The 23,655-nt window shown below is 59.6% G+C and carries 22 protein-coding genes; 3 read left to right on the forward strand and 19 right to left on the reverse strand.

Annotated features, from left to right (window positions below; translation table 11 throughout):
• Positions 1–80: 80 nt before the first annotated feature.
• From ACEOAC_RS22965 to ACEOAC_RS22975, 3 genes are read right to left on the reverse strand one after another with little or no spacing between them, the layout of a single operon-like run.
• Positions 81–824, reverse strand: a complete 744-nt coding sequence (locus ACEOAC_RS22965) for an SDR family NAD(P)-dependent oxidoreductase (protein WP_413443254.1) — start codon at positions 822–824, stop codon at positions 81–83.
• Between the two features lie 3 nt (positions 825–827).
• Positions 828–2,138: an FAD-binding oxidoreductase gene (locus ACEOAC_RS22970; RefSeq protein ID WP_413443255.1), complete on the reverse strand. Its 1,311-nt coding sequence runs from the start codon at positions 2,136–2,138 to the stop codon at positions 828–830.
• Positions 2,135–2,548, reverse strand: coding sequence for a GtrA family protein (locus ACEOAC_RS22975; protein ID WP_413443256.1), 414 nt, complete (start codon positions 2,546–2,548; stop codon positions 2,135–2,137). The genes ACEOAC_RS22970 and ACEOAC_RS22975 overlap by 4 nt, the downstream gene beginning before the upstream one ends.
• Between ACEOAC_RS22975 and ACEOAC_RS22980 the strand changes: the two genes are divergently transcribed.
• Complete coding sequence (locus tag ACEOAC_RS22980; RefSeq protein WP_413628597.1) at positions 2,511–3,461, forward strand: decaprenyl-phosphate phosphoribosyltransferase; 951 nt, start codon at positions 2,511–2,513, stop codon at positions 3,459–3,461. The genes ACEOAC_RS22975 and ACEOAC_RS22980 overlap by 38 nt on opposite strands.
• 9 nt (positions 3,462–3,470) lie before the next feature.
• Positions 3,471–3,893: a divergent PAP2 family protein gene (locus ACEOAC_RS22985; RefSeq protein WP_413443258.1), complete on the forward strand. Its 423-nt coding sequence runs from the start codon at positions 3,471–3,473 to the stop codon at positions 3,891–3,893.
• 2 nt (positions 3,894–3,895) lie between these two features.
• Here the strand turns inward: ACEOAC_RS22985 and ACEOAC_RS22990 are convergent, their stop codons facing one another.
• From ACEOAC_RS22990 to ACEOAC_RS23035, 10 genes are all read right to left on the reverse strand, one after another.
• Positions 3,896–5,827 (reverse strand): hypothetical protein, encoded by a 1,932-nt coding sequence (locus ACEOAC_RS22990; RefSeq protein WP_413443259.1) that lies wholly within the window; start codon positions 5,825–5,827, stop codon positions 3,896–3,898.
• A 220-nt stretch (positions 5,828–6,047) separates the two neighbouring features.
• Positions 6,048–6,965, reverse strand: coding sequence for an NAD-dependent epimerase/dehydratase family protein (locus tag ACEOAC_RS22995; RefSeq protein WP_413443260.1), 918 nt, complete (start codon positions 6,963–6,965; stop codon positions 6,048–6,050).
• Positions 6,943–7,977, reverse strand: a complete 1,035-nt coding sequence (gene gmd / locus ACEOAC_RS23000; RefSeq protein WP_413443261.1) for a GDP-mannose 4,6-dehydratase — start codon at positions 7,975–7,977, stop codon at positions 6,943–6,945. The genes ACEOAC_RS22995 and gmd overlap by 23 nt, the downstream gene beginning before the upstream one ends.
• 27 nt (positions 7,978–8,004) lie before the next feature.
• Positions 8,005–9,195, reverse strand: a complete 1,191-nt coding sequence (locus ACEOAC_RS23005; protein ID WP_413443262.1) for a glycosyltransferase family 4 protein — start codon at positions 9,193–9,195, stop codon at positions 8,005–8,007.
• A gap of 2 nt (positions 9,196–9,197) precedes the next feature.
• A complete protein-coding gene (locus ACEOAC_RS23010) occupies positions 9,198–12,134 on the reverse strand; it encodes a glycosyltransferase (protein WP_413443263.1) in 2,937 nt (978 codons plus the stop codon).
• Positions 12,118–13,197 carry an FkbM family methyltransferase gene (locus ACEOAC_RS23015; RefSeq protein WP_413443264.1) on the reverse strand — a complete coding sequence of 360 codons (1,080 nt, stop codon included), beginning with the start codon at positions 13,195–13,197 and terminating at the stop codon, positions 12,118–12,120. Before ACEOAC_RS23015 ends, ACEOAC_RS23010 begins: the two co-directional genes overlap by 17 nt.
• A complete protein-coding gene (locus ACEOAC_RS23020) occupies positions 13,194–14,213 on the reverse strand; it encodes a class I SAM-dependent methyltransferase (RefSeq protein WP_413443265.1) in 1,020 nt (339 codons plus the stop codon). Before ACEOAC_RS23020 ends, ACEOAC_RS23015 begins: the two co-directional genes overlap by 4 nt.
• A gap of 37 nt (positions 14,214–14,250) precedes the next feature.
• Positions 14,251–15,477: an ABC transporter ATP-binding protein gene (locus ACEOAC_RS23025; protein ID WP_413443266.1), complete on the reverse strand. Its 1,227-nt coding sequence runs from the start codon at positions 15,475–15,477 to the stop codon at positions 14,251–14,253.
• Positions 15,477–16,271, reverse strand: a complete 795-nt coding sequence (locus ACEOAC_RS23030; RefSeq protein ID WP_413443267.1) for an ABC transporter permease — start codon at positions 16,269–16,271, stop codon at positions 15,477–15,479. The genes ACEOAC_RS23025 and ACEOAC_RS23030 overlap by 1 nt, the downstream gene beginning before the upstream one ends.
• Entirely contained in the window at positions 16,271–17,692 is a 1,422-nt protein-coding gene (locus ACEOAC_RS23035) for a mannose-1-phosphate guanylyltransferase/mannose-6-phosphate isomerase (protein ID WP_413443268.1), read from the reverse strand. Before ACEOAC_RS23035 ends, ACEOAC_RS23030 begins: the two co-directional genes overlap by 1 nt.
• Positions 17,693–17,992: 300 nt before the next feature.
• Between ACEOAC_RS23035 and ACEOAC_RS23040 the strand changes: the two genes are divergently transcribed.
• Complete coding sequence (locus ACEOAC_RS23040; protein WP_413443269.1) at positions 17,993–18,835, forward strand: symmetrical bis(5'-nucleosyl)-tetraphosphatase; 843 nt, start codon at positions 17,993–17,995, stop codon at positions 18,833–18,835.
• Here the strand turns inward: ACEOAC_RS23040 and ACEOAC_RS23045 are convergent.
• From ACEOAC_RS23045 to ACEOAC_RS23070, 6 genes are all read right to left on the reverse strand, one after another.
• Positions 18,765–19,565 (reverse strand): lysophospholipid acyltransferase family protein, encoded by an 801-nt coding sequence (locus tag ACEOAC_RS23045; protein ID WP_077235714.1) that lies wholly within the window; start codon positions 19,563–19,565, stop codon positions 18,765–18,767. The two genes, ACEOAC_RS23040 and ACEOAC_RS23045, sit on opposite strands and share 71 nt — an antisense overlap.
• Before the next feature lie 45 nt (positions 19,566–19,610).
• A complete protein-coding gene (locus tag ACEOAC_RS23050; RefSeq protein ID WP_006463700.1) occupies positions 19,611–20,897 on the reverse strand; it encodes a dihydroorotase in 1,287 nt (428 codons plus the stop codon).
• Positions 20,898–20,961: 64 nt separating this feature from the next.
• Positions 20,962–21,921, reverse strand: coding sequence for an aspartate carbamoyltransferase catalytic subunit (locus ACEOAC_RS23055; RefSeq protein ID WP_006463696.1), 960 nt, complete (start codon positions 21,919–21,921; stop codon positions 20,962–20,964).
• Complete coding sequence (gene pyrR, locus ACEOAC_RS23060) at positions 21,914–22,426, reverse strand: bifunctional pyr operon transcriptional regulator/uracil phosphoribosyltransferase PyrR (protein ID WP_102663919.1); 513 nt, start codon at positions 22,424–22,426, stop codon at positions 21,914–21,916. Before pyrR ends, ACEOAC_RS23055 begins: the two co-directional genes overlap by 8 nt.
• Entirely contained in the window at positions 22,423–22,809 is a 387-nt protein-coding gene (gene ruvX / locus ACEOAC_RS23065) for a Holliday junction resolvase RuvX (RefSeq protein ID WP_077235716.1), read from the reverse strand. The genes pyrR and ruvX overlap by 4 nt, the downstream gene beginning before the upstream one ends.
• An 18-nt stretch (positions 22,810–22,827) precedes the next feature.
• The gene (locus tag ACEOAC_RS23070) at positions 22,828–23,616 is read right to left on the reverse strand and encodes a YqgE/AlgH family protein (protein ID WP_006463691.1); all 789 of its coding nucleotides are present in this window, start codon (positions 23,614–23,616) and stop codon (positions 22,828–22,830) included.
• Positions 23,617–23,655 lie beyond the last annotated feature (39 nt).

Here is a 23,655-nt window from a genome sequence, read left to right on the forward strand (position 1 = left end):
CGTAGCGCCCGTCCTGTCATCGTGTTCATACAATCCCGTGCAGCGGGAGCCATGAGGCATGCCCCACCCAGCGGGACACTCTAGATATTCAGTTTATTGAAGATCACAGCGGGAAGATGACGAATGATCATCATGATCAGGCGCCACTTGCCCGGCACATAGGCGACCGGCCGACCGCGGGCGATGGCATCGACGATCTGCGCGGCCACCTCCTCCACCGGGGCCAGCCTGGCTCCCTGGCTTTTGAGGGACGCCGTCATCGGCGTATCAGTCGGACCTGGCTTGATCAGCACCACCTTCACTCCGGTACCGGAAAAACGATGCTGCATCCCTTGCGCATATCGGTCCATCAGCCCCTTTGCCGCACCGTAGACATAATTCGACTTGCGTCCGCGATCACCGGCAACGGAGCCAATCAATGCAATGGTGCCGGAGCCGCTTCGCGACATGGCATGCGCAAACGCCTCAGCGCACAGCACGGGAGAAATGCCGTTGATCTCCAAGGCCTCGCGGGTCGCGGCCAGATCCTCCTGGCACAGAGCCTGATCGGCCAGCGAGCCGTGCGCGACCAGCACCGTATCGACCGGACCCTGCCGCATCACGTCGTCGACCATCGCCTGCACTCCCGCCGTGCTAAGCAAGTCGGCCACGCCGATGCGAATCTGCGCCGCAGCAGAACGCACGCGCAGGTCGGCGGCGATGCGTTCGAGCTTGCTCGTGTCACGACCGATCAGGGTCAGATCTGCCGGCGCACGAGATAGCCATAATCTGGCGCAATGTTCTGCCATGGAAGATGTGGCGCCGATGATGACGATTCTTTTCATACCTTAATAATCCATAAGTCGACGTGACAAGCCGGAACTGATGCCTTTGTCCCGGAACGGCAGAAACTCCGGCAGACGCGAATATCCGGATTCGAAGAGATGCCGCGGCATGCGCGCATCCTTGGCCGCATAGATGGCGCCCCCCGCCTCACGCACGATGGCATCGAGCCGCTCGAACAAACGCTGGGTGCGTCCCAACTGATTGGGGAAATCCAGCGCCAGCGTGACGCCCGGACGGGGAAAGCCGAGCATCCCCATCGAACGACGAGCGCCGAATGTCTTGAGCACTGCCAGGAATGAGCCTTCGCCCGATCCCGCAATCGCTTGCAGCATCGCTGACGTAGCATCGAGTCCGGCTTCCTGCGGCACCACGCTCTGATATTGATAAAAGCCCTTCGGCCCGTACATGCGGTTCCAGTCCAGCAGATTGTCGAGAGGGTAGGAGAATGGTTCGAAGTGCACCACCTGTCGACTGGGCTTGCAGCGATTCAAGTGATAGTAAGCGCTATTGAACGGTCGCAAGGAAAGGCGGTTCACCAGCGAAAATGGCGGCACGAACGGCATGCCCTTCTTGCGGACGTCCGTTCGGGGACGCCGTCCCGATTGCAATCCGGCATCGCCGTGATTGGCGCGCATGAACAGGCCTCGCCCGGAACGCGACAGACAGTCGATCCATGCCACCGAGTATTCCCAGTCGTCCTCGGACTGTCCGGCCAACCGGAAAAAGTCGTGCAACGTGTCGAAGGCGATCGTCTCCGAATCCATCCACGGCCCCGCCACCTGCCGCAATTGCAGCTCCGCCTGGACGATCAGACCGGTGAGTCCCAGCCCACCGACGGTAGCGGCGAACCATTGTGGTTCATGGTCCGGACTGCAATCGATGACCTGCCCATCCGTTCGGATCAGTCGCATGCCCAACACGTGGTCGCCGAAAGAGCCCTGACGGTGGTGGTTCTTGCCGTGAACATCATTGGCAATTGCCCCGCCAATGGTGACGATCTGGGTTCCTGGCGTGACCGGCAGCATCCATCCACGGGACAGCATCACCTGCTGGATATCGCGCAGCAGAACACCGGCCTCGCAAACCAGACGGCCTGTAGCGGGATCAAAGGAAATGAAACGATCAAGTGCGGTCGTTGCCCACAAGGTTCCGCCCGGATTCAATCCAACGTCACCATAACTGCGCCCCGCACCGTGCGCCAGGCCGGGTAGCGGGGAACGCCGCAGCTGCTCAATTATCTTTCGTGGGTCGAGCAAGGGAACGACCCTGTGCTCGTCGCAGCTCAGCCGCCCCCAGGCCGATACGCGCGTCATCCCGCATCCGGGCGAAATACATATCGCCTGTCGAGTCGATACTTCATCAGGTAGCCGATCGCCAGTCCTATGATGCCTCCCAGGTAGCGCATCTCCCTGGTTTCGAAGATATATTCGAAGCCCAGTTCAACGCCCCAGAAGATCACCGTGGTAAGCAGGCCCATGAGCGTATAGAGGAAGAAGACCTGGGTATCGTGACCTACGCTGCGCGCACGAAAGCCAAATATGTAACGCTTGTCCAGCACGTACTTGATCACCAGCCCGACGCCGGTACCCACGGCGACCGAGGCGATGATATCAAGCGGGCCATGATAGATCCGCACAACGAAATCTTGGCTGAGGATGTTTGCCGCCGTTGCTATTAATGCGAAAATGGCGTACCTGATTGCCAGTGTTGTTGAGGCAAACATTCTGAGAATTCGACGAGGTTACACAATATTGGGCAACATTATAAGGTCTAACCCACCTCTGACACAGGCACTGGGCTTAATTAAGCTGATGCGCCCCAAGCAGTGGGTGAAGAATGGATTCGTCCTCGCTCCTCTGGTATTCAGCGGAAAATTTCTTCTATCCGCCACGGTCGCCCACTCCCTGCTGGCGGTATTGCTGTTCTGCGTCGCCTCATCGGCAACCTATGTGATGAACGACATGCACGATGTCGAGCGTGATCGCCAGCACCCCAGGAAATCGAAGACCCGCCCCCTCGCGGCAGGCGTGGTGTCTATGGCGGCAGCAGTGGTCCTTCTGGCAATACTGTATTCCATTCTGGTGTGGGGATGGTTCGCTGCTCCCAAGGTGATGATGATCATCTCTGGCTACATGTTGCTCAACCTGGCTTATACCTTTGTGCTTAAGCACCAACCGGTCGTTGATATCTTCACCATCGCCATCGGTTTCGTATTGCGCGTCTACGCAGGCGCAGTCGCGCTGGATGTCCCGCTATCGACGTGGATGGCCATCACCACCCTCTGCCTGGCCTTGTATTTGGCGGCCATCAAGCGCCGTCAGGAATTGAGCCAGAGCGGCAAGGAAGGTCGCAAGGTTCTGGAAAAATATTCGGTCTCGCTGGTGGATCGCTATGCAGAAATGTCCGCCACAGGGGCATTGTTGTTCTACAGCATGTTTGTGATGTCTGCGCGCCCGGAACTGGTCATTACGATCCCGTTGGTCCTGTTCGGCCTATTTCGCTACTGGTTTGTGGTCGAAGCGCTGGATGGCGGGGAGTCCCCCACCGATGCGCTATACAACGATTGGCAGTTGCTGCTTACGGTCGTGCTGTGGGTGGCTGCTTGCGGCTGGGCGTTGTGGCCCGCACAAGGATAAAGGCGCGCAATGGAACACTTCGCATACGCTGCAACGCCATTTCTGGCCTGGCTTATTGCCGGGAGTACCAAATTCGTCATCAACAGCATCCGGGCGGGACGGCCAGCCTTCGGCCTGATCGGCTATGGCGGACTGCCCAGTAACCACAGCGCAATTGTCAGCAGCATCGCTGCCCTGATCGGCTTTCGCGAGGGAATCGATCAGCCTGCCTTTGGCGTCGCACTGGCTCTGGCGTTCATCGTCATTCTCGACGCCAGCAGCCTGCGTCGACAGGTCGGACGACATGCACAAGCGATCAACCGTCTGATGCAACAGCAGAACGCTGGTCTATCGGCTCCCTTGCGCGAACGTATGGGACACACCCGTCTGGAAATCGCGGCCGGCATAGTGACCGGCATCGCCACTGCAGCACTGGTATGTCACCTGAGCTGACATCAGTAACCTAGCCTGCGCACGCTGATCTGTTCGATGCGCATGTCCGCCTTGCCCAGCCAGTAGTTGGTGAACTCGAACATGTTTCTCGAGTAGCCCGCCCGGAAGCGGAAGGTCGCCGCCTGTACCTGCCCGTGGGTTCCCGGCATTTCCCTGATCTGGAGCTCCGCCTTGGCAATGTCTTCCATGACCCTGAAGGTGCTGACGGTCTGCTCAACGGGCGCAGGACTGCTGTAACGCAAGGTCAGTTCGTATTCACCTGCCGACAGGGCCTGGAAGGGGCCGAAGTTGCTGAAGGCAGGCGCATCGATCCCCTGCCGCATCATCAGGCCGTCATCGTCTGCATGCCCGGTCTGGGACGGCAGCGTGTGCAGATCGACAATCCACTCCTTGTCTTGGCGTCCGGGTCCTTGCAGTACGGCCAGCAACAGCGCCACGCATGCCACAGCGCCCAGCCCTCCATACAGCGACACCATGCGTCGTGAAGAGCAAAATACCCCCATCAATGCCGCAGCTACAACAAAAATCAGCCACACCCAATTAACAAAGTCTCCATAGGCCCAACGCGAGTCGTACAACATGGGCAACCATGACTGCACCGGGACATACAGCAGGGAATAAACCTGCGACCACTCGAGGATGCCTTGCGGGAAAAGAACGCCCTTGCTGTAACTATAAAGATCGGCGCCCTCTATCGCGTAAAGGTAGAAAAAGTAGCTCTGCAGGGAAATGGCACTCACGATGACAGCCGCAAAGAGCCTACGGGAGGAGGTATCGAGCGCAGCCAGACCCGCCAGTGTCGGAACCATGAAGAGCACCGCCCCCGGCCAATTGAAGCGCCCTGCGAAACTCATCCCTCCATACCACGCCGGATGCAAGGAGTTCGGCATGATCAAGGACAGGAACACCAGCCCCCACAGCAGGCACAGCGCACGGTTGTAGCGGTACACGATGCCGAGGGAAAACAAGCCAACGAAATGGATAGGGTTCTGCAGCAGGAAGCCCTGGTTCTGATCCACGAGCAGGCCCATGAAGACCATGAGGCTGGTCTTGTTGAACGCTACCGCGCCGGCGACATAAGGTCCCGACATTTTGCCGAAAGCATACTGGTTATACGCTAGCAACAGCAGCATCGATACTGCCGCCACGAGCAACACGCATGCAGCACGTCGCCAGGCCCGGGCCTGGTCTTGTGCAAACATGCGCCAGGCCACCGCCGCCAACAGCAAAGCGGCCGTGATGCCAAACTTGATCTGGAGCCATGGCAGAAAGGAAAGCGCCGCGCTCAACAGCACTTCCTGAAACAACGGTCGCCGACGCTGGGCTGTGCAGAACCAATAAAGCCCCATCAGGGAGAGCAGGCCTGCGAAGATATCGGAATAAATCTGGCTACCGGCCGACAGGTAGGGAATAGACAGGCATAACGCCGCAAGTGCCCAGACCCTCTTGTTCCTATCCTCGAAGAACAGTCCCGCGACCTTCCATCCCAATGGAACGACCATACTGGTCACCAAGACCATACCCAGCTTGGCGCCCAGCACGCCTCCGAGAACGAAAGGCAGCGCCAACAGCAGCGGCAGACCTACATTGTGCATGTTGTACAGACCGTGTGGACCGGGCACAGCATGGGTGTACTCAGGTGCAAACGTAGCCCCTGGCGGCAGAAGACCGGACGCCACGATTTCCTTGTTCGCGAACTCTTCCTTGTAGGGCAGGGTCTGCTCGAACGTTCCGTGCTTGACGATCCCGCTGGCCATGATCAGGTAGTGAGGTTCATCACCGGAAAGCTGGTTGATGTTCGTGCGCGTCCACATCGTCAGCGCGACCAATGCTCCTACCAGGTAGATTGCCCACAGTAGACTGGCTCTCATGAAGTCTTTCTGCTCCAATATTTGACGGAAGAAGGACACCTCGGCAGCACGCACCCGTTGCAAACGGATATCCTGGAACTGAATGTCGGGAGTGCTACAAGCGCCGACATATTGTGATGGGATGGGGAGCCGGCCCGCTCCCGTCCGCCGTTCACCATCAACCCTGTCACGCCAGAAATGGCATGAGCAGACACGATCCGGCCAGCCGATGCGCCCCGCCCTCAGAGACCGGGGCTGCCAAGAACGAACAGACGACTTAGCACAAGGCGCTGGTTGACCGAGGTCAGTTGCCTGACTGCGTGTACATCCAGCTCAAGGTCTCTTTCAGCGGTATCTGGCGCAACGCCCCCACCTCGGCGATCAGCTTGCTCGCATCGCCTTGCAGCCGTTGAACCTCGCTGGCACGGACGAATGCGGGGTTGACCCGGATTTCGATGGGGTAACCGGCGATGTCTTCCATCATCGCCACCACTGCCTTCAACGAGGTTGCCGCACCAGAGCAGACGTTATAGACCTCCCCTGCCGGCGCGCGGTCCAGCAGGCGGACATACGCGTCGGCCACCATCCTGACGTCGGAGAAATCGCGCTCGACATCGATGTTGCCGAGTTCGATCACGCGCTCGCCGCGGCGGAAATGACTGACTATCTTGGGTAGAAGGAATTTTTCCGCCTGCCCGACACCCGTATAGTTGAATGGCCGGGTGATGATGATGGGCAAACGGTTCATCCACAGACGCGCCATCTGCTCCATGCTCAATTTGCTGACGGCGTAGTCGTTGGCAGGATTGGGAGGAACGTTCTCGCCGATGATCTCCACGGCAGCGTTTCCGTAGATGTTCGCGCTGCTGGCCAGCAACACCGCCTTGGGTGCCCGGGGCAGTCGCGTCAGTGCATCCAGCAGGTTGGAGGTACCAACGATATTGGTGCGGTAGATTGCATCCACATCGCCGTGCGCCACAAAGGAGATGGCTGCCAGATGGACCACCACCTCCGGCTCGACTGCCGCCACGGCCCGGGCCAAACCATCGCGGTCGCACAAATCCACCTGAACGACGTCGGTACCGGGTTGAGGGGCAGCGGAGGACGTACCGTACACACGGTAGCCCGCCGCCTCCAGCTCACGGGCCACATAGTGGCCGGTGAAGCCTCCGAGCCCCGTTACCAGGGCGCGAGGCGCATCAGAACGAGAAGCCGGCTTCATTACGACGCAAATCTGCTTGGACCATCATTGCGCACAGCTCTTCCAGCTTGGTCTTCGGTTCCCAGCCGAGCTTTTCCTTGGCCTTGGCCGGATCGCCGATAAGCAGTTCCACTTCCGCCGGACGGTAGAATTTCGGATTGACCTGAACCAGTGTCTTGCCAGTGGCGCTATCGACACCGATTTCCTTGTCTTCCTTGCCCTTGAACTCGAGGTCCACACCGACAGCCTTGAACGCCATGCTGACGAAGTCACGCACGGTCTCGGTACGGTTGGTCGCCAACACGTAGGTATCCGGCTCGTCGACTTGCAGCATGCGCCACATGCCTTCGACGTATTCCTTGGCAAAGCCCCAGTCACGCTTGGCGTCCATGTTGCCCAGTTCCAGCACATCGAGCTTGCCCAGCTTGATCTTGGCGACCGAGTCGGTGATCTTGCGGGTGACGAACTCACGACCGCGCAGCGGGGATTCGTGATTGAACAGGATGCCGCTGCAACCGAAGATGTCGTAGCTTTCGCGATAGTTGATGGTCATCCAGTGCGCATACAGCTTGGCCACGCCATAGGGGCTGCGCGGGTAGAAAGGCGTGCTTTCCACTTGTGGGATCGCCTGCACCTTGCCGAACATTTCGGAAGTGCTGGCCTGATAGAAGCGGATCTTCGGGTTGACGATGCGGATTGCTTCGAGCAGGTGCGTTGCGCCCAGGCCGGTGATTTCGGCGGTGGTGATGGGCTGATCGAACGAAACACCCACGAAACTCTGCGCAGCCAGGTTGTAGACTTCGGTGGCTCCGCTGGTCTGCAAGAGACGGATGCTGCCGGACAAATCGGTCAGGTCGAACTCGACCAGATGCAGATTGGGATGGGATTCGATACCCAGCTCTGCAATACGCCAGAAATTGACCGAGCTGGTGCGACGGTAGGTGCCGTAGACCGTATAACCCTTTTCAAGCAAGAGTTGAGCAAGATAGGCTCCGTCTTGGCCGGAAATCCCAGTAATAATGGCTGTTTTCATGATTTGCCTTATAAATGATCAGGTTATTTATTTTGCCGAACGAGTAAGCACATCCAGGAGCTTGCGGGCAGCAGCATCCCACGTAAAGGACAAGACCCGCGACCGTGCCGCCTGTCCCAATTCACTGCCCAGGCCTGCCTCGCTGACCAAACGATGAATGGCATTGCTCCATCCCTGCACATCGTCTGGTTCTACGAACAGCGCCACATCTGCCATGGTTTCATTCATGGCCGGTCTATTGCTGCAGATACTCGGTACACCCAGCAAGGCCGCTTCCATGGGAGGCAACCCGAAACCTTCGTAGAGGCTCGGGAAAACCAGGCCCTTGCTGCAGGTCAACACATGACCCGCCTGAGCATCATTCAACTTGCCCATGAAGTGGACCCGCGACGCAAGTCCGAGAGCTTCGACCTTCCGGAGTACCGTTCGGTTTTTATTATCACCGATAGCCACAAGATCGACGCCGGATATCTCGTCACGGGCCAGAGCCTGCAAGACGATATCCATGTTCTTGTGCGGGCCATAGGCCCCAAAGAAGACCACGTACGGATGCGCAGGCAAGGTCACGGCGGCTTCTGCCGGGTCCCCGGCAGGCAGCTGGGTCACTCCGTTGTAGATAGCGGTGATTTTCTCACGCGGGACTTCGAGGAAACGGCTGATCTCCTGGGCACTGGACTCGCTGATGGTAACGATATGTCCAGCCTGCGCAGCAATAGCCTTGAAACGGTTTTTCCATTCGGCAATAACATCTCCGAACTGCTTGGGGAACATCAGGGGAATCACGTCGTGGATCATGACCACGGTGTTGCTCGGCAGCACATCGGGGCACCAGTGGATCGATGTATAGAAATGTACACTGCGCCGTGTCCCTGTCCCCGCTTCGGCCTGCTGGACGGTTTCCACCGGGAGCCCGGACAACTTGGTGAGTGCCCTCAACTGCTCGCGACAAACCCTTCCAATGCCGCGCGGATCGGCCAGCGGGCCATTTGCAAACAGGAGATCGAAATCCTGGAAACGTATCCGCGAGAAACTGCTGTCGGCAAAAAGATCGGCTGCCGGATCGAACATGACCCACTTGAGCTTGCGCAGAAAATCGTTGCGCGGCACCTGGTCGGGCTTCACCAGATTCATCAGCGCGGGAGACTGCTTCATGCACCGTCCGGCACGGCGCAAGCCCGCCCTGATCAGTCGCTTCATCCCCATCAACCGGTAGAACATGCCTATTCCTTCGTGATGCGCGCATCAGACAAGGCACGTTCCCAACTGCTGAACGCATGTATAGCCACTCCGCTGGCAGCAATATCCTCATCGGCCTCGCCGCTGTCGCTGGCAAGACCGGGTTGCAGGAGCACGTCACCGCGCCAGTAATCGATCGGTTCGTCCCGCAAGGCAGCGTCGGAATAGCCCAGCAATTGGGCCACGAAATCGCGAGCGTACCGGTACTGGCCCTCGTCATTCAGGTAGATTGGTTCTACACGATAACCCGCCGGCGCCTGCTCCAGCCAGGACTTGAGGATGGTGCAGGCCGCAGCCGACGCTTGTGCATCGACATTCCCACGCAGGGTGCTGACATCGACCAACAGTTGCCTGCGCCGGTTGGCGGGCGCGAAATTGCGGGCAATTGCAACGGCCGACTTGATCTGGGCGTCGGGAGCTGTGATCCCCATCTGGCTCACGATCGTCCGCGCCAGGAAAGCGGGATGGCGGAGGGCAATCTCGTAGAAACTTTCAATGGCATCGCGGTATTGCATGGCGCAGCTTGACGGATCATGCTGCGTCAGAATCACGTCGCGCGCCAAGGTTCCCATCCGCGCGCGGCGAACCTCGTCACCACGCAAAGCTTCCAGAGCATCCACCAAATCCTGATCTTCGAACTGATCGGGCATCATCCAGACCGCGTCCGGGTTGAGGTCAGCCATGCTGCCGTTGGCGTTGACGATGACCGGCTTGCCATAGGCCATGCAATCGAGCACTGTGCGCGAGCTCTCGCCGCGGGACAGCGTACGTAACTGGGCACCGACATCAGCGGCAGCCAGGTATTGATTGAAGGTAGCCGTGTCAGCCCATCCGGTGATCCGGACGTTGCTGCCGACGGCTCGTTCGGAGATAAGCGTGGTCAGGGCGTGACCATAATCACCACCATGATTTTCGCCCACGAACACCAGATGACATTTCTTGTCGTTGACCAGGGCCGATTCAAGCCAGGCATCCAGTAGACGACGATTCAGCCGGGTCGGGCCGAGCATGCCGAAGGAGCAGACCAGGAAATCATCATCGCTGAAGCCCAACGCCTTGCGCGCGTCCTCGCGACTCCACTTCTGCTGAGCATCCCGCATCTGTGGGACCACGGTCCAGCCGGACTGGTCATCCGAATACCATTGCCTGGCAAGTCGCACCGAGCTGGCGGAATGAACGATCATACCCAGGGCGTCCTGCGCGACATCACGGCTGCAGGGATATTCCCAGATAACCTCGGAGATATCGCGTGCACGATGACGATGGTGAAGAGCGGCGTATCCATGGGACGCATAGAGAGCCCTCGAAAAGGCTCCTGGAACACTGCCATTGAGGTCCATGTGCGCCATGATTCCAGAGAGGAAGAAATCATGCAGCACCACGACACCAGGAACGACCTTCAATAGATCGAACATGTGTTGGTGGAACTCGGAATTCCCAAAATGATAGATGACCCGTTCGTAGTCCTCGGCGTTGTTCACCAGCCATTCGGGGCTTCTGATCTTGCAGTTGGCAACAACCCATGGGTCGGTGACCTCCGCCTGGGCCACGACGACGTCGATGTCATAGAACTTCGACAGTGACGGCAGCAGCTCACCGCTGTAATCCGAGATACCGGAGCGTTGCGGTGCCAGCGGTGACACATATGCCAGCTTTCGGCGGTGAATGGAGGCCTCTGCAGGCCGCTGCAGGGCAACGCGCTGCAAGCGCGCTGTCTCCATCGCGCGAATGGCGCGAAGACCGCTCTCATCCCAGGAAAATTTGCCGGCCTGCTGCTTGCCGTGCTGCTTCAATGCATCTCGGAACGCCTCATCTTCCAGGCTCTTGCGCATCAATGCCGCAATTTCCCCGTCGTCCCGTGGATTGAACAGGGCATCATCCCATCCGATCACTTCCGGCAGGCTGGAGGTGTTGGCCGCGATGACGGGCGCGCCGCAACGCATCGCTTCCAGCGCTGGCAGGCCGAAGCCCTCGTGCCAGGAAGGGAAGACGAACAGGCTGCACAGGTTATAGAAGTCGCGCAGATCCTCATCAGACACGAAGCCCGTGAGCACTACATCCTTTTGCTCGAGTCCGTGCTCGTGCATCAATGCCTCAAGCATTTTGCGAGCGGCCGGCTGGATCGAACAGACAATCGCCAACTGGTATTGCTGGCGCAATTGTGGAGGCAACTTCGCATAAGCCCGAATCAGACCCTCGACGTTCTTGCGATGGTCAATCCCACCGGTGTAAAGGACGAAAGGACGATCCAGACCATACTCTTGCGCCAGCGCCTGCCTGCGCGATGCCGACACCTCCACCGGATGGAACCATTCGTCGGCATCCGTAGAAATATTGACCACGCCATCCGGGCGCAGCGACAGGTGTTGCAAGCCTTCCTGCCGCGATGATTCCGAGATGCTCAGGCAGACCGCTGCACGCTTGAGATGCTCGACCTTGTCCTGATACCAGGCTTCCGCGTTCGGATGCTGGAGATAGATCGAGGGATAGATATAGGGAATCAGGTCATACAAGGTTACGGCTACCGGGAAACGATCGCCCAGTTGGCCGATACTTGTCACGGTATCGCTGTCCTGCCCCTCGAAGAGACTGGTGATATAGACGAAGTCCGGTTGCAATGTCTCGAGAAAAGCCTCGAACACCAGCTCGGCGCCATGACGTCGTTGAACACTTCCCTGATCACCATGCGCAACAGCTTCAATGGAATGCCAGACCCGAATATTCTCGGCCGGCAACAAATCCTTGAATGCCTCGCGAATAGGCTCGATGGTGTCGGCATAGCGGCCATTGAGCACAAGCAATATCTCGTGTTCGGCGCGGTTGCGGACGATCGATTTGGCAATCGCCATCGAATAGCGCCCAATGCCGCGATTGCGTGAACCCGGGCTTTGCGCCCCTTGCATATCAACGACGATACGCATTGTCTTTTTCCTTGTTAGAGTCAGCGGCGATGTGCATGGTGGTGTAAATCTGCTTGGCGCGAGGCGACAGCGCATTCTCATCGGCAGCAAGGTCAGCGGAGGCCGACTTGTCGATGATCTGCAGTGCAGCCCGACCGCGCAGGCGCGCCGCGATCCGGCGCAGCAGTGCGAGGGTCCAGCGGAACGGGCGGGTGATCTTCCAGGATGAACTGCCGTAGATGACATGCAGCTCGTACGAAAGCCTGCTTACGTCAGCTTCTGCCTGTTGCGTCCTGACCTCCAGACGCTGGATTCTCGCGGCGGACTTCTGATTCTTCGCATCCAGGCGCTCGATTTGCGCCTTCAGGGCACGCACTTCATCAACCGCAGCCTTCTCGGAGATGCGGGTGAAGCGGTCAAACACGTTGGGGGGATATTTGAACCCCTCTCGCAGTGAGCCTCTTTCCGAAGCGACGTAGAAACGGTTCAAGCCATCGGCATAGGCGAACTGGTAGCCCGCCTCCAACAGCACTGGCTCCCACCCCTCGTGCGCCTCGACACGACTCATCGGCAAGGTGGCCTCGACCAGCACGATCCAGGGTCGCCGGTTTTTCCAGTCGTGGCCGCGCAGGACCTGAAGCTCCAGGCCTTCCACGTCCACCTTCAGGAAATGCACTTCCTGGCCGGGTGGGACATGCTTGGCCCATACCGATGCCAAGGTATCCATCTCCACCACCTGCTTCTCCGATTGGTAACCGGATTGGGCATGCATCTCGACCACAGATGCATCACCGGATGACAGGCCCGTACCCGCGATAAAGTACATGTCGATCTTGTCGGCATGGTCACCTATGGCGATGCGCAGATTGGTGTCGCGGGAGCGCTGCTGCTCAAGCATGGCGTGGAACACCGGATTGGGCTCGATGTTGATCCCGGACCAGCCCGCATCGTAGAAGGCCTTGGTTACCGAATCCTCGTCCGGCCATGCGGCGCCGACATCGATGTAGAAACCCTGCTCGACATCATTGAGTACCCGCCTGAGAATGACGTCTTCGAAGTTCTGCGCGTAGGAAATGAAATTCATGTTGTTTGCCTGTTAGCTTTTCCGGACGATTCCGGCGCATCGCCACGGGAGGTGACGCAGCACATGAATTCCCCGTCCACGATGAAATCATCGATCTTCAAGCCAGCCTTGTCGGCCAGAATCTGCTGCGATCTGCCCTGATAGAAAAACAGATGGAACCTGGTGAACTCGTAGCGGTAATCGAAACACGGCGTGGCGTGCGCCATACGACCACCCTCCTTGAGCAGGGCGGTCATCTGTGCCATTTCGCGGACCGGATGACGCAGATGTTCCAGGACGTTGTTCGAAAAAATGCCGTCGAAGCGCATGGACTGGAGATCGGCGTGACTGCGAATCAGGTAATCCACTGGCGCAGCCGCGGAACTGTGCGGCTCGAAGGCCAGTACATTCCAGCCTTCCGCGCGCAGCTGTTGCACGCTGCGCGACCATCCGCCGGCGCCGTAATTGAGATAGACCCCGTCCTTGGATGGATTGAGCAGATGGAAGGCGCGCAATTCCTGGTCGGTCGAATCACCTTCGGAAAAGACGCGATAGTGCCATTCGTAATCCTGGGACAGTTCAGCCTCGGTCAGTTCCAGCATCTTGTCGGGGCCAAAGACAACATCGCACGCCGGGCATTGGCGGCGTACCAGGTCACCGCCGCCGAAGATGCAGTGCGAACGCAGTTGCGCGAAGCTCGATGATGCAGCTTCGTGACCGCACAACGGGCAGGACATCTGCGCCGCAAACTCGCCGGTGCGGCGACGCAGGCCGTCCAGCACGCTCCATTTCTGCGCGATCTGGCAGCGAATCTGCTCGCGATGCCATTCGGAAAGCTCGGCCTGCCTGGAATCCAGCCTTTCCGACACCAGGCGCACACACTCCTGCACACCTGCATCGATGACCTGCCGCTGCAATTCCGCCGAACCGACGGACGCGCCTGCGCGAGCGGCCAGGTTATCCAGGGTACTGCGACGGACCACGGCCAGATCGATGGTGGACAACACGTAATTGATGGCACGCGCGATTAAGTTCATCGAATCACCTCTGCGGCTTGCGTTCTAACGATAAGGCTCATGCCAGGTGGTTGATCGAAATATCAGGGTTGAGCCAGGCCACTCCTGAAAAGTGCGGCTTGTCCGCATTGATCACTTCAAAGATGAGTGCCAGTTCGCGCCATTCGAAATTGTTCTTGAGATGGGTTTCGGAACTGGTCAATGCCGTCTGGATGGAATAGCTACCCGCGCCGATGTTGGCAGGGAACTGCATTTCGAACCGGATATTGCTGCCAGCCGGGACGTCCTTCAGGGAAGCGCCCTGCAAGGCAGTATTGGTACCGTAGACGGTCTGACCGAGACGATCGCGGATGCCGTATCCCAGCACCAGCTGATCAATCGGCGCGTTCACCTTGACATCCACTCGCAGGGTCACCGATTCGCCCACGTTGAGGATTTCGATGGCCTGTCCGTCCTGGTTGAAGAAAGCGATATGCGCTATCTCCGCTTCACCGGTACCGGATATTGTCTGCAATTTGCCATTGGGCAAAACTTCCTGACGGATCGACTGTCCCTGATGCTCGGCAAGCAGGGCATTGTAGTAATCCATCACTGCTTCGGGCTGCCCCTCCATCACAAGTTTTCCGGCGTTGAGCAGAATTGCACGGTCACAGATGGACTGGATGGAGGCCTTGTCATGCGAGACGATCAGCAAGGTCGTACCCTGCTTGCGAAACTCGCGAATGCGATCGAAGCTCTTGTGCTGGAAATAGGTGTCACCGACCGACAGGGCTTCATCCACGATCAGGATATCCGGCCGGCGCGCCGTTGCCACGGCAAATGCCAGACGCACCTGCATGCCGCTGGAATACACCCGTACCGGGTGGTCGATATATTCGCCGATTTCGGCAAAGGCCTCGATCCCGGGCATCAGTCCGGATACTTCCTCGGCGCTCATGCCCAGCAACTGGGCTGCCATGAAGACGTTCTGCCGGCCAGTGAAATCAGGATGGAAACCCATTCCCAGCTCAAGCAATGCCGCTACGCGGCCTTGCATTTCCACTTTGCCCGTGGTCGGCTGAAGCGTTCCCACCACCATCTTCAGCAGGGTGCTCTTGCCTGCCCCGTTGATACCGATGATGCCCAGCGCCTCACCGGCCTTGACGCTGAAATTCAGATCCTGCAGCACCCAGTGCTGCTGGTGATGCGCCTTGCCGCGCGGATCCATCCATTCCAGCAAGCGCGACCAGCGCGAGGGATATTGCTTGTAGGCCTTGCCGAGATTGGTAACGGTGATTGTGCCCATCAGAGTTCATCCATCATTTCGCCGGAATGCTTGCGGAACAGGTTGAATCCCACTAGGCACAGCAAGATGGCCAGTACCACCACAGGCCACAGGCTGAACCAGTTCGGCCAGAGTTTTTGCACCAGGATCACCTGAAAAGCCTCGATCACCAAAGTCATCGGATTGAAGCGGATCAGCGTCTGGACCCGCGGCGGCAGGATGCCGATGGAATAGACAATCGGCGTCAGCCAGAACCAGAAGCTCAAGGCGATATTGAAAAACTGACCGACGTCACGGAAGAATACATTGAGCACCCCCAGCGTGATCCCCAGGCCAATGGCAAACAGCACAAGGAGAACGAGCACGGGAATGACTGCCAGATAGGGCAAGCCGGGGAAGTTGCCGGTGATGAGCAGGAAAATCGTGAAAAGCCCGAAGACGATGACAAAATTCACCAACGCATTGGCTACCACGATCACTGGCAGGCACAGGCGGGGAAAACTCAGCTTCTTGAGCAGGTTGGCGTTTTCGATGAACGTGTTTTGCGCCCTGCTGGTGATCTCCGCAAAGAGATTCCAGGTCAGCACGCCAGCACAAAGATGGATGCTGTAGGCAAAACTGTTGCTCACCCCGGGCAGGCGCATGTGCATGACCTGGGCAAAGATCACCGTATAGACGACGATCATGGAGAGCGGATTGAGCACGGTCCACGCCGCACCCAGCAGGGAGTTACGGTACTTGGACTGGAACTCGCGTTTTACGCTGCCAAGGATGAACCCCCGGTAGCCCCACAGACCTCGCAGCACGCCCTGCATCACGCGCGCCCATAGATGTCCTGAAAGCGGACAATATCGTCCTCTCCCAGATATGCGCCGCTTTGAACCTCGATCAGTACCAGATCCAGCACCCCGGGATTTTCGAGGCGATGCTTGTGGCCCGCAGGGATGTAGGTGGATTCGTTGGTGCTGACGAAAATCTCCCGATCACCATTCACGACCTTGGCCATCCCGCTGACCACGATCCAGTGTTCGCTACGGTGATGGTGCATCTGCAGACTCAGGCTCGCGCCGGGCTTGACCTCGATGCGCTTGATCTTGAACTGCGGTCCCTCTTCGAGCACGGTGTAGGTTCCCCAGGGACGAGTAACGGTACGATGCAGCTTGTAGGCATCATGATCGGTCTTCTTGAGCTGGGCGACCACCTTCTTTACGTCTTGCGCCTTGTCGGGGTGAACCACGAGCAGGGCATCTGGACTATCCACGATCATCAAATTCTGGACGCCAACCGCGGCCACTACGCGACCATCGCCATGAACATAGACATTGCTGCTGTCCACGAAAATGGCATCGCCCGACAATGCACGGTTGTCGCTGTCGTCAGGCCGGGTCAATTCACGCATGGCGGCCCAGGAGCCGATGTCGCTCCACCCCATGTCGGCTGGCACAACGGCCACTTCGCTGGAACGTTCCATCACGGCATAGTCGATGGAGATATCCGGCACCGCGGCAAAAGACTCGGCGGCGATCTCCAGCATCGAACCATCGGGAGCGCCAATGCTCTTCCAGCAAACCTCAGCGGCGGCTGCCACATCGGGCGCGTGCTTGGCCATTTCGTCGAGAATGCTGCCTGCGGAGAAGCAGAACATGCCCGAGTTCCAGTAGAAATTACCGGCGTCCAGGTAGCCTCGTGCCGTATCCAGGTCAGGCTTCTCGACGAAGCGTCGGACCTGCCTGCCACCGACGAGCTCGGCTCCGGATTCGATGTATCCAAAACCGGTCTCCGGGGCGCTGGGGACGATTCCAAAGGTCACCAGTTTGCCGGTTCGTGCCAGCGCCGAGGCGGCTGTCACTGCCTCGGCAAAGCGAGCTTGCTGATCGATCAGATGGTCGGCCGGCAGGACCAGCATCAGGGCGTCACGCCCGAAACGGGTGGCCACATGATGTGCAGCCAGCAGGACCGCGGGAGCAGTATTGCGTCCCATCGGCTCGAGCAGGAAGCTACCACGCTGCGGCAGCTTGGCCAGCGCCAGCTCATCCTTGCTCATGAAATAGTAGTCGCGATTGGTCACGGTGAGGATCTCACCAGCGGAACCAGCCACTGCGGCGGCGCGACGATAGGTCTTCAGCAACAGGCTTTCGCCGTCTGCCAGCTTCATAAAGGGCTTGGGGTGCCCCTCGCGGGAGATTGGCCAAAGACGGCTACCAGCACCTCCGGAAAGAATTACAGGAATCAGCATGGTGCCCAGTTGCGAGTGCCAAAAGTAAAGGCGGGATTTTACCTTGGAGAGAATAACTGTTCAATCGTTTCATATGGCCGCACATTTGCCTGAAAAGGCAACACAGAAAGCTAAAATGAGCTTAAATCTCGAATGTCATCGACATGGAAAATCCTCTCCAGCGGCCAGAAAAAACAGAGATAAATTCCCGTTAATGCAACAAAAAATCTCGGCATATGACCCCCTATGCATCGTCCAAATGCCAATCGCTCTACCTTGATACGCCGACACTCCCGGTCGGAATCCAAGAAAGTTTCTTAAATGCAAATAAACGATGAATCATCAAGCTTGTACCGCTACTACGTTATCGGCGACCTTCAAGGCTGTAATTCAATGCTTTCGGCATTATTCAAAGAGATCGATGATCCCGCGGGACAGGTCATCTTCGCCGGCGACCTGATCAATCGCGGCCCCCAATCCCTTCAAACCCTGCGCACCGTGATGCAAATGGGCAACCGCGCCAGGGCTGTCCTGGGCAACCACGACCTGCACCTGCTGGCGGTGGCTTGCGGCATCCGTCCGGCCCACCGGGATGACACCTTGGACGAGATCCTGGCAGCGCCTGACCGCGACGAACTGATCGACTGGCTGCGCCATCGTCCGCTGGCCATCCACGAGCAGGGTCACCTGATCGTACACGCCGGTGTACTGCCGCAATGGAACCTGGAACAGGCGCTGTCGCTGGCCGCCGAAGTCGAGGCCATGCTGCAAAGCGAGCAATGGATCGACTTCCTGCGCCACATGTACGGTAACCAGCCTGCGCGCTGGAGCGACGACCTGGCCGGCTACGACCGGCTGCGCTGCATCATCAACGCCTTCACCCGGCTACGCTTCTGCCAGGCGGACGGGACGATGGATTTTGCGGTGAAGGAAGGTGCGGCCGCCGCACCGGAAGGGCTGATGCCCTGGTTCGAGGTGCCGGGCCGTCGTACCGAAGAGGTAAGCGTGGTCTTCGGCCACTGGTCGACACTAGGACTGGTGATGCGCCCCAATCTGATTGCGCTCGATACCGGCTGCGTCTGGGGTGGCAAGCTCAGTGCGGTGCGACTTGAGGATCGGGCGCTGTTCCAGGTGCAGTGTCCGCAGGCGCGCCAGCCGGGCTGAGCGATTCCAGCGAATACCCCAGGCCGGTCGCGATCACCTCGCGCGCGCTACGCGCCAGGTCGCGCCGGTGGGCGCCTTCAGTGTTGATGATGGGCAATTGCTTCAACTGCGCACGCATGCCCCGGGCCTTGAGGATGGTCAGGATACTCTCGGCAATGGACATGTCGCCAATGAAATCGGCCGCCCCATGCAAATTGCCGGCCGCATCCACGTAGCGCAGCGCATACGGCTGCACCGGCGCCCGGGCATCGATGGCGGCTTCGAACAGGTTGGCGTGGAAGGGTAGCAACGTACCCTGGGCCGCCGTGGTGCCTTCCGGGAAGAAGGCCACGTGCTCATCCTTCTCGATGCTTTCCACCAGTCCCTTGAAAATGCGACGCACATCGCTGGCCTTGCCACGCGAAATGAAGATGGTGCCCGTCTTGGCACACAACCAGCCGATCAGCGGCCAGCCACGGATCTCGGACTTGGCCACGAAGCGGCAGGGCTGCAGCGAATTGACCACGAAGATATCCAGCCAGCTCACGTGGTTGGACACCAGCAGCGAACGCTGCAGCGGCAAGGGGCTGTCGATTTCGACGCTGATGCCGCAGATGCGCAGCAGCTTGCGCGACCAGCGCCGGATATGCGCCTCCTGGCCCTTCTTGCCGGTCAACGGGAACAGAAAGGCGCACACCGCCATGCCCTTGAACAGATGCGCGATCAGGCGCAGCAAACGGAAAACGAACATGGCTCGGTCGGCTCTTGGTCGGCTGTAGAAACGATGCAGGTCGGATCAGCGCTCGAAGGCAATATGCCCCGAGACGATGGTGGCCTTGACCACGCCAGGCAGCTCATAGCCCAGGAAAGGCGTGTGCTTGCCCTGGCTGGCCAGCGCGCTGCCGTGTACCTTCCACATGGTGTTGGGATCGAACAGGCAGAGGTCGGCCACGTTGCCAACGGCCAGGTTGCCCGCCTTCAGGCCCGCCACCTTGGCGGCACGATGGGTCACCTTGGAGATCGCCTTGGACAGCACTTCCTTGCCCTCGCCTTCGGTCTCCAGCGCCCACTTCAGGGACAGCGACAGCAACAGTTCCAGACCGGTTGCGCCCGGCGAGGCTTCGCCGAAGGGCAGCAGCTTCTCGTCGTCATCCACCGGGGTATGGTCGGAGCAGACGGCGTCGATGGTGCCATCGAGCAGTGCGGTGCGGATCGCTTCGCGGTCGCGTTGCGAGCGCAGCGGCGGGGTCATGCGAGCATTGGAATCGAAGAAGCCGATATCCAGGTCACACAGATGGATGTGGTGCACGCCCACGTCGCAGGTCACCGGCAGGCCTTCGCTCTTGGCCTGGCGCACCAGTTCAAGACCGGCGGCCGAGGACATGCGACACAGGTGAACCCGCGCGCCCGTCGCGCGCATGAGTTCGAACAGCGTGTACAGGGCGATGGTCTCGGACATCACAGGCACGCCCGACAGGCCCAGGCGCGACGCCGCCGGCCCGCTGTGGGCAATGCCCGAGCGGCCCAGGTGTGGGTCCTGCGGGCGCAGCCAGACGGTGTAGTTGAAGGTCTTGGCATATTGCAGCGCCGACAGCAACACGGTGGTATCGGTGATCGGTTCCTCGGCCTGCGAAAAGCCGATGCAACCCGCCTCGGTCAGCTCGGCCATTTCTGTCAGGGCCTTGCCCTTCAGGCCGGCGGTCAGCGCACCCAGCGGATAGACGTGCGCCTGGTTCAGCGAACGGGCGCGGTGCTTCAGCATTTCCACAAGACCCGGCTCGTCCAGCACGGGATCGGTATCCGGTGGGCAGATCAGGCTGGTCACACCGCCCTGGATGGCGGCCTGCATCTCGGATTCGAGCGTGGCCTTGTATTCATAGCCAGGCTCGCGCAGGCGCGCCGACAGGTCCACCAGGCCGGGGGTCACCACCAGTCCGGTGGCGTCGATGGTCTTGTTGGCCACAAAGTCGGCCGGAGCCTGGCCGACACCGACGATCTTGCCGGCGGCTACGTACACATCCTGCTGGGCATCGATGCCGTTGGCCGGGTCGATCAGACGGCCGTTCTTGATATGCAGTTTCATCAGTTCTTGTCTTCTTAACGGATCGTTCAAAACGTCGCTGTGATAGTCGTCGTTACCGCTCAATTCAATTGCCAGCCACGATGCTCATGACCGCCATGCGCACCGCGATGCCGAAGGTCACCTGCGGCAGGATCACTGCCTGGGCGCCGTCAGCCACGGCCGAGTCGATTTCCACGCCGCGGTTCATCGGACCGGGGTGCATCACGATGGCGTCCGGCTTGGCCAGGGCCAGGCGTTCCGGGGTCAGGCCGTAGCTCTTGAAGAACTCCTGCGCCGAGGGCAGCAGCGCACCGCTCATGCGCTCGTTCTGCAACCGCAGCATGATGATCACGTCGACGTCCTTCAAGCCCTCTTCCATGTTGTGGAAGACGCGCACGCCCATCTGCTCCAGGCCACTGGGCAAGAGCGTACGTGGGCCGATGGCCCGCACTTCAGGCACGCCCAGGGTGGTCAGCGCGTGGATGTCGGAACGCGCCACGCGGCTGTGCAGGATGTCGCCCACGATGGCCACGCGCAGGTTGGTGAAATCCTTCTTGTAGTGGCGGATCGTGTACATGTCCAGCAGCCCCTGGGTCGGGTGCGCATGACGGCCGTCGCCGGCGTTGACCACGTGTACATGCGACTGCCTGGTGTCGATCAGGTGCTTGGCGATCAGGAAGGGCGCGCCCGATTGGGCGTGGCGCACCACGAACATGTCGGCATGCATGGCCGCCAGGTTGTCGATGGTGTCCAGCAGCGACTCGCCCTTGCTGGTGCTGGAGGCCTGGATGTTGAGGTTGATCACGTCCGCCGACAGGCGCTTGGAGGCGATCTCGAAGGTGGTGCGGGTACGCGTGGAGTTCTCGAAGAAGAGATTGAACACGCTCTTGCCACGCATGAGCGGCACCTTCTTGACTTCGCGGTCGCCGATGCTGACGAACGAAGAGGCGGTGTCGAGGATGTGCGTGAGAATCGAGCGCGGCAGGCCCTCGATGGTCAGCAGGTGCTGCAGTTCGCCGTTTTTATTGAGTTGTGGATTAAGCATGGACCACCGTGAGTGAGAAGCGGCCGTCGTCGGCGCGTTGCAATTGCAGGTTTTCTTGTTTGCTCAGTTCAACCGAGGTCGCCACGAAATCGGCAGCCACCGGCAGCTCACGCCCGCCGCGATCGGCCAGCGCGGCCAGCAGCACGCGCGCCGGGCGGCCGTAGTCGAACAGTTCGTTGATGGCCGCGCGCGTGGTGCGCCCGGTGTAGAGCACGTCGTCCACCAGCAGGATGGTGGCGCCTTCGACATCGAAGGGAATCTGGCTCGGCTTGACGTCGGCGCGCAGGCCCTTCTCGGAAAAGTCGTCGCGATAGAAGGACACGTCGACAAAGCCGAGGCGTTCGGTCAGGCCCAGTTCGGCTGCCAGCCGCTCGGCCAGCCAGGCGCCACCGGAATGGATGCCCACCAGCGCCACGTCGGTCGCGCCCTGCAGGCCGGTCCTAATCTGCTGCACCAGGGTCTGGTACAGCGCTTCTGCATCAAGCTGGGAAGATGTTGTGCTCATGAATGTGCGTCGTCAAAGTATTGCTGCAAAATGATGGCGGCGGCCTGGTCGTCGATCTGCTCGCCGCGCTGGTGCTGGATCACCGCCGAACTGTAGCGTTCATCCACCAGCGTGACCTCGACCCCGTAGCGACCGTGCAGCTGGTTGGCGAAGCGCCGGCAGCGCACGCTCATCTCGTGCTCCGCGCCGTCCGGGTGCAAGGGCAGGCCGACCACGCAGCGCGCCGGCTGCCACTCTGCGATCAGGCGCGCGATGGCGGCGAACTTGCCGTCATTGGTGGGCTCGCCGATCACCGCCAGCGGCTGGGCCTGCTTCAGACCGGTATTGCCCACTGCCACGCCGATGCGTTTCAAGCCGAAGTCGAAGGCCAGGATGGTTTCCAAGCGTTTTCCCTATCGTCCTCAGGCTCGCCCGGCGTCGCCGGAGAGCATCACCGGATCGATGCCCAGCAAGGCCAGGGCTGCCGTGAAGCGTTCTTCCACGGGCAGTTCGAAGATGATGGCCGGATCGGCCTTCACCGTCAGCCAGCCATTGCGTCCGATCTCCCCTTCCAGCTGACCCGGGCTCCAGCCCGAGCAACCCAGCGTCACCAGCACCCGCTCAGGGCCGTTGCCATACGCCACGGCTTCCAGCACATCCTTGGAGGTGGTCAGCGCGACATCATCGGTCACCTGCAGGGTGGAGGAGTATTTTTCCGAGGTCGAATGCAGCACGAAGCCGCGCTCCACCTGGACCGGGCCACCGAACATGACCGGCCGGCGATACAGCTCCGGCATGGCGTCAGGAGTATCAGGGCGGATTTCCAGCTTGAGGTTGATGCGGTCGAACAGCACGTCCATCGTCATGTCGGTGGGCTTGTTGATGACTACGCCCAGCGCGCCGTTATGGTTGTGTTCGCACAGATAGACCACCGTGCCGCCGAAGACCGGGTCCAGCATGGACGGCATGGCGATCAGGAAGTGATTGGTCAGGTCCAGTTCCAGCGGGGGCCGGGTTTCCTCTTCGGCGCTGTCTTCGCCCGCGGCGGATGCTCCGGACGGTGCGGAAGAGCCGGAAGACCCGGCTTGGGCCGAAGCCGCCTCGCGGCGAGGTGAGTCAGGACGGAAAGGATCGAAAGCGCCAAAGGAATCCATGGATTCATCGAAATCCTCGGCTGAGAAACTGAAGGGAGAATTACGTCGCTTGATCATCCCGCCATTTTAGCAGTTTTGGCCACCTCCCCATGCGGC

The organism is Herbaspirillum frisingense, from assembly GCF_047325095.1.
In the GTDB taxonomy this organism is placed as follows: domain Bacteria; phylum Pseudomonadota; class Gammaproteobacteria; order Burkholderiales; family Burkholderiaceae_D; genus Herbaspirillum; species Herbaspirillum frisingense.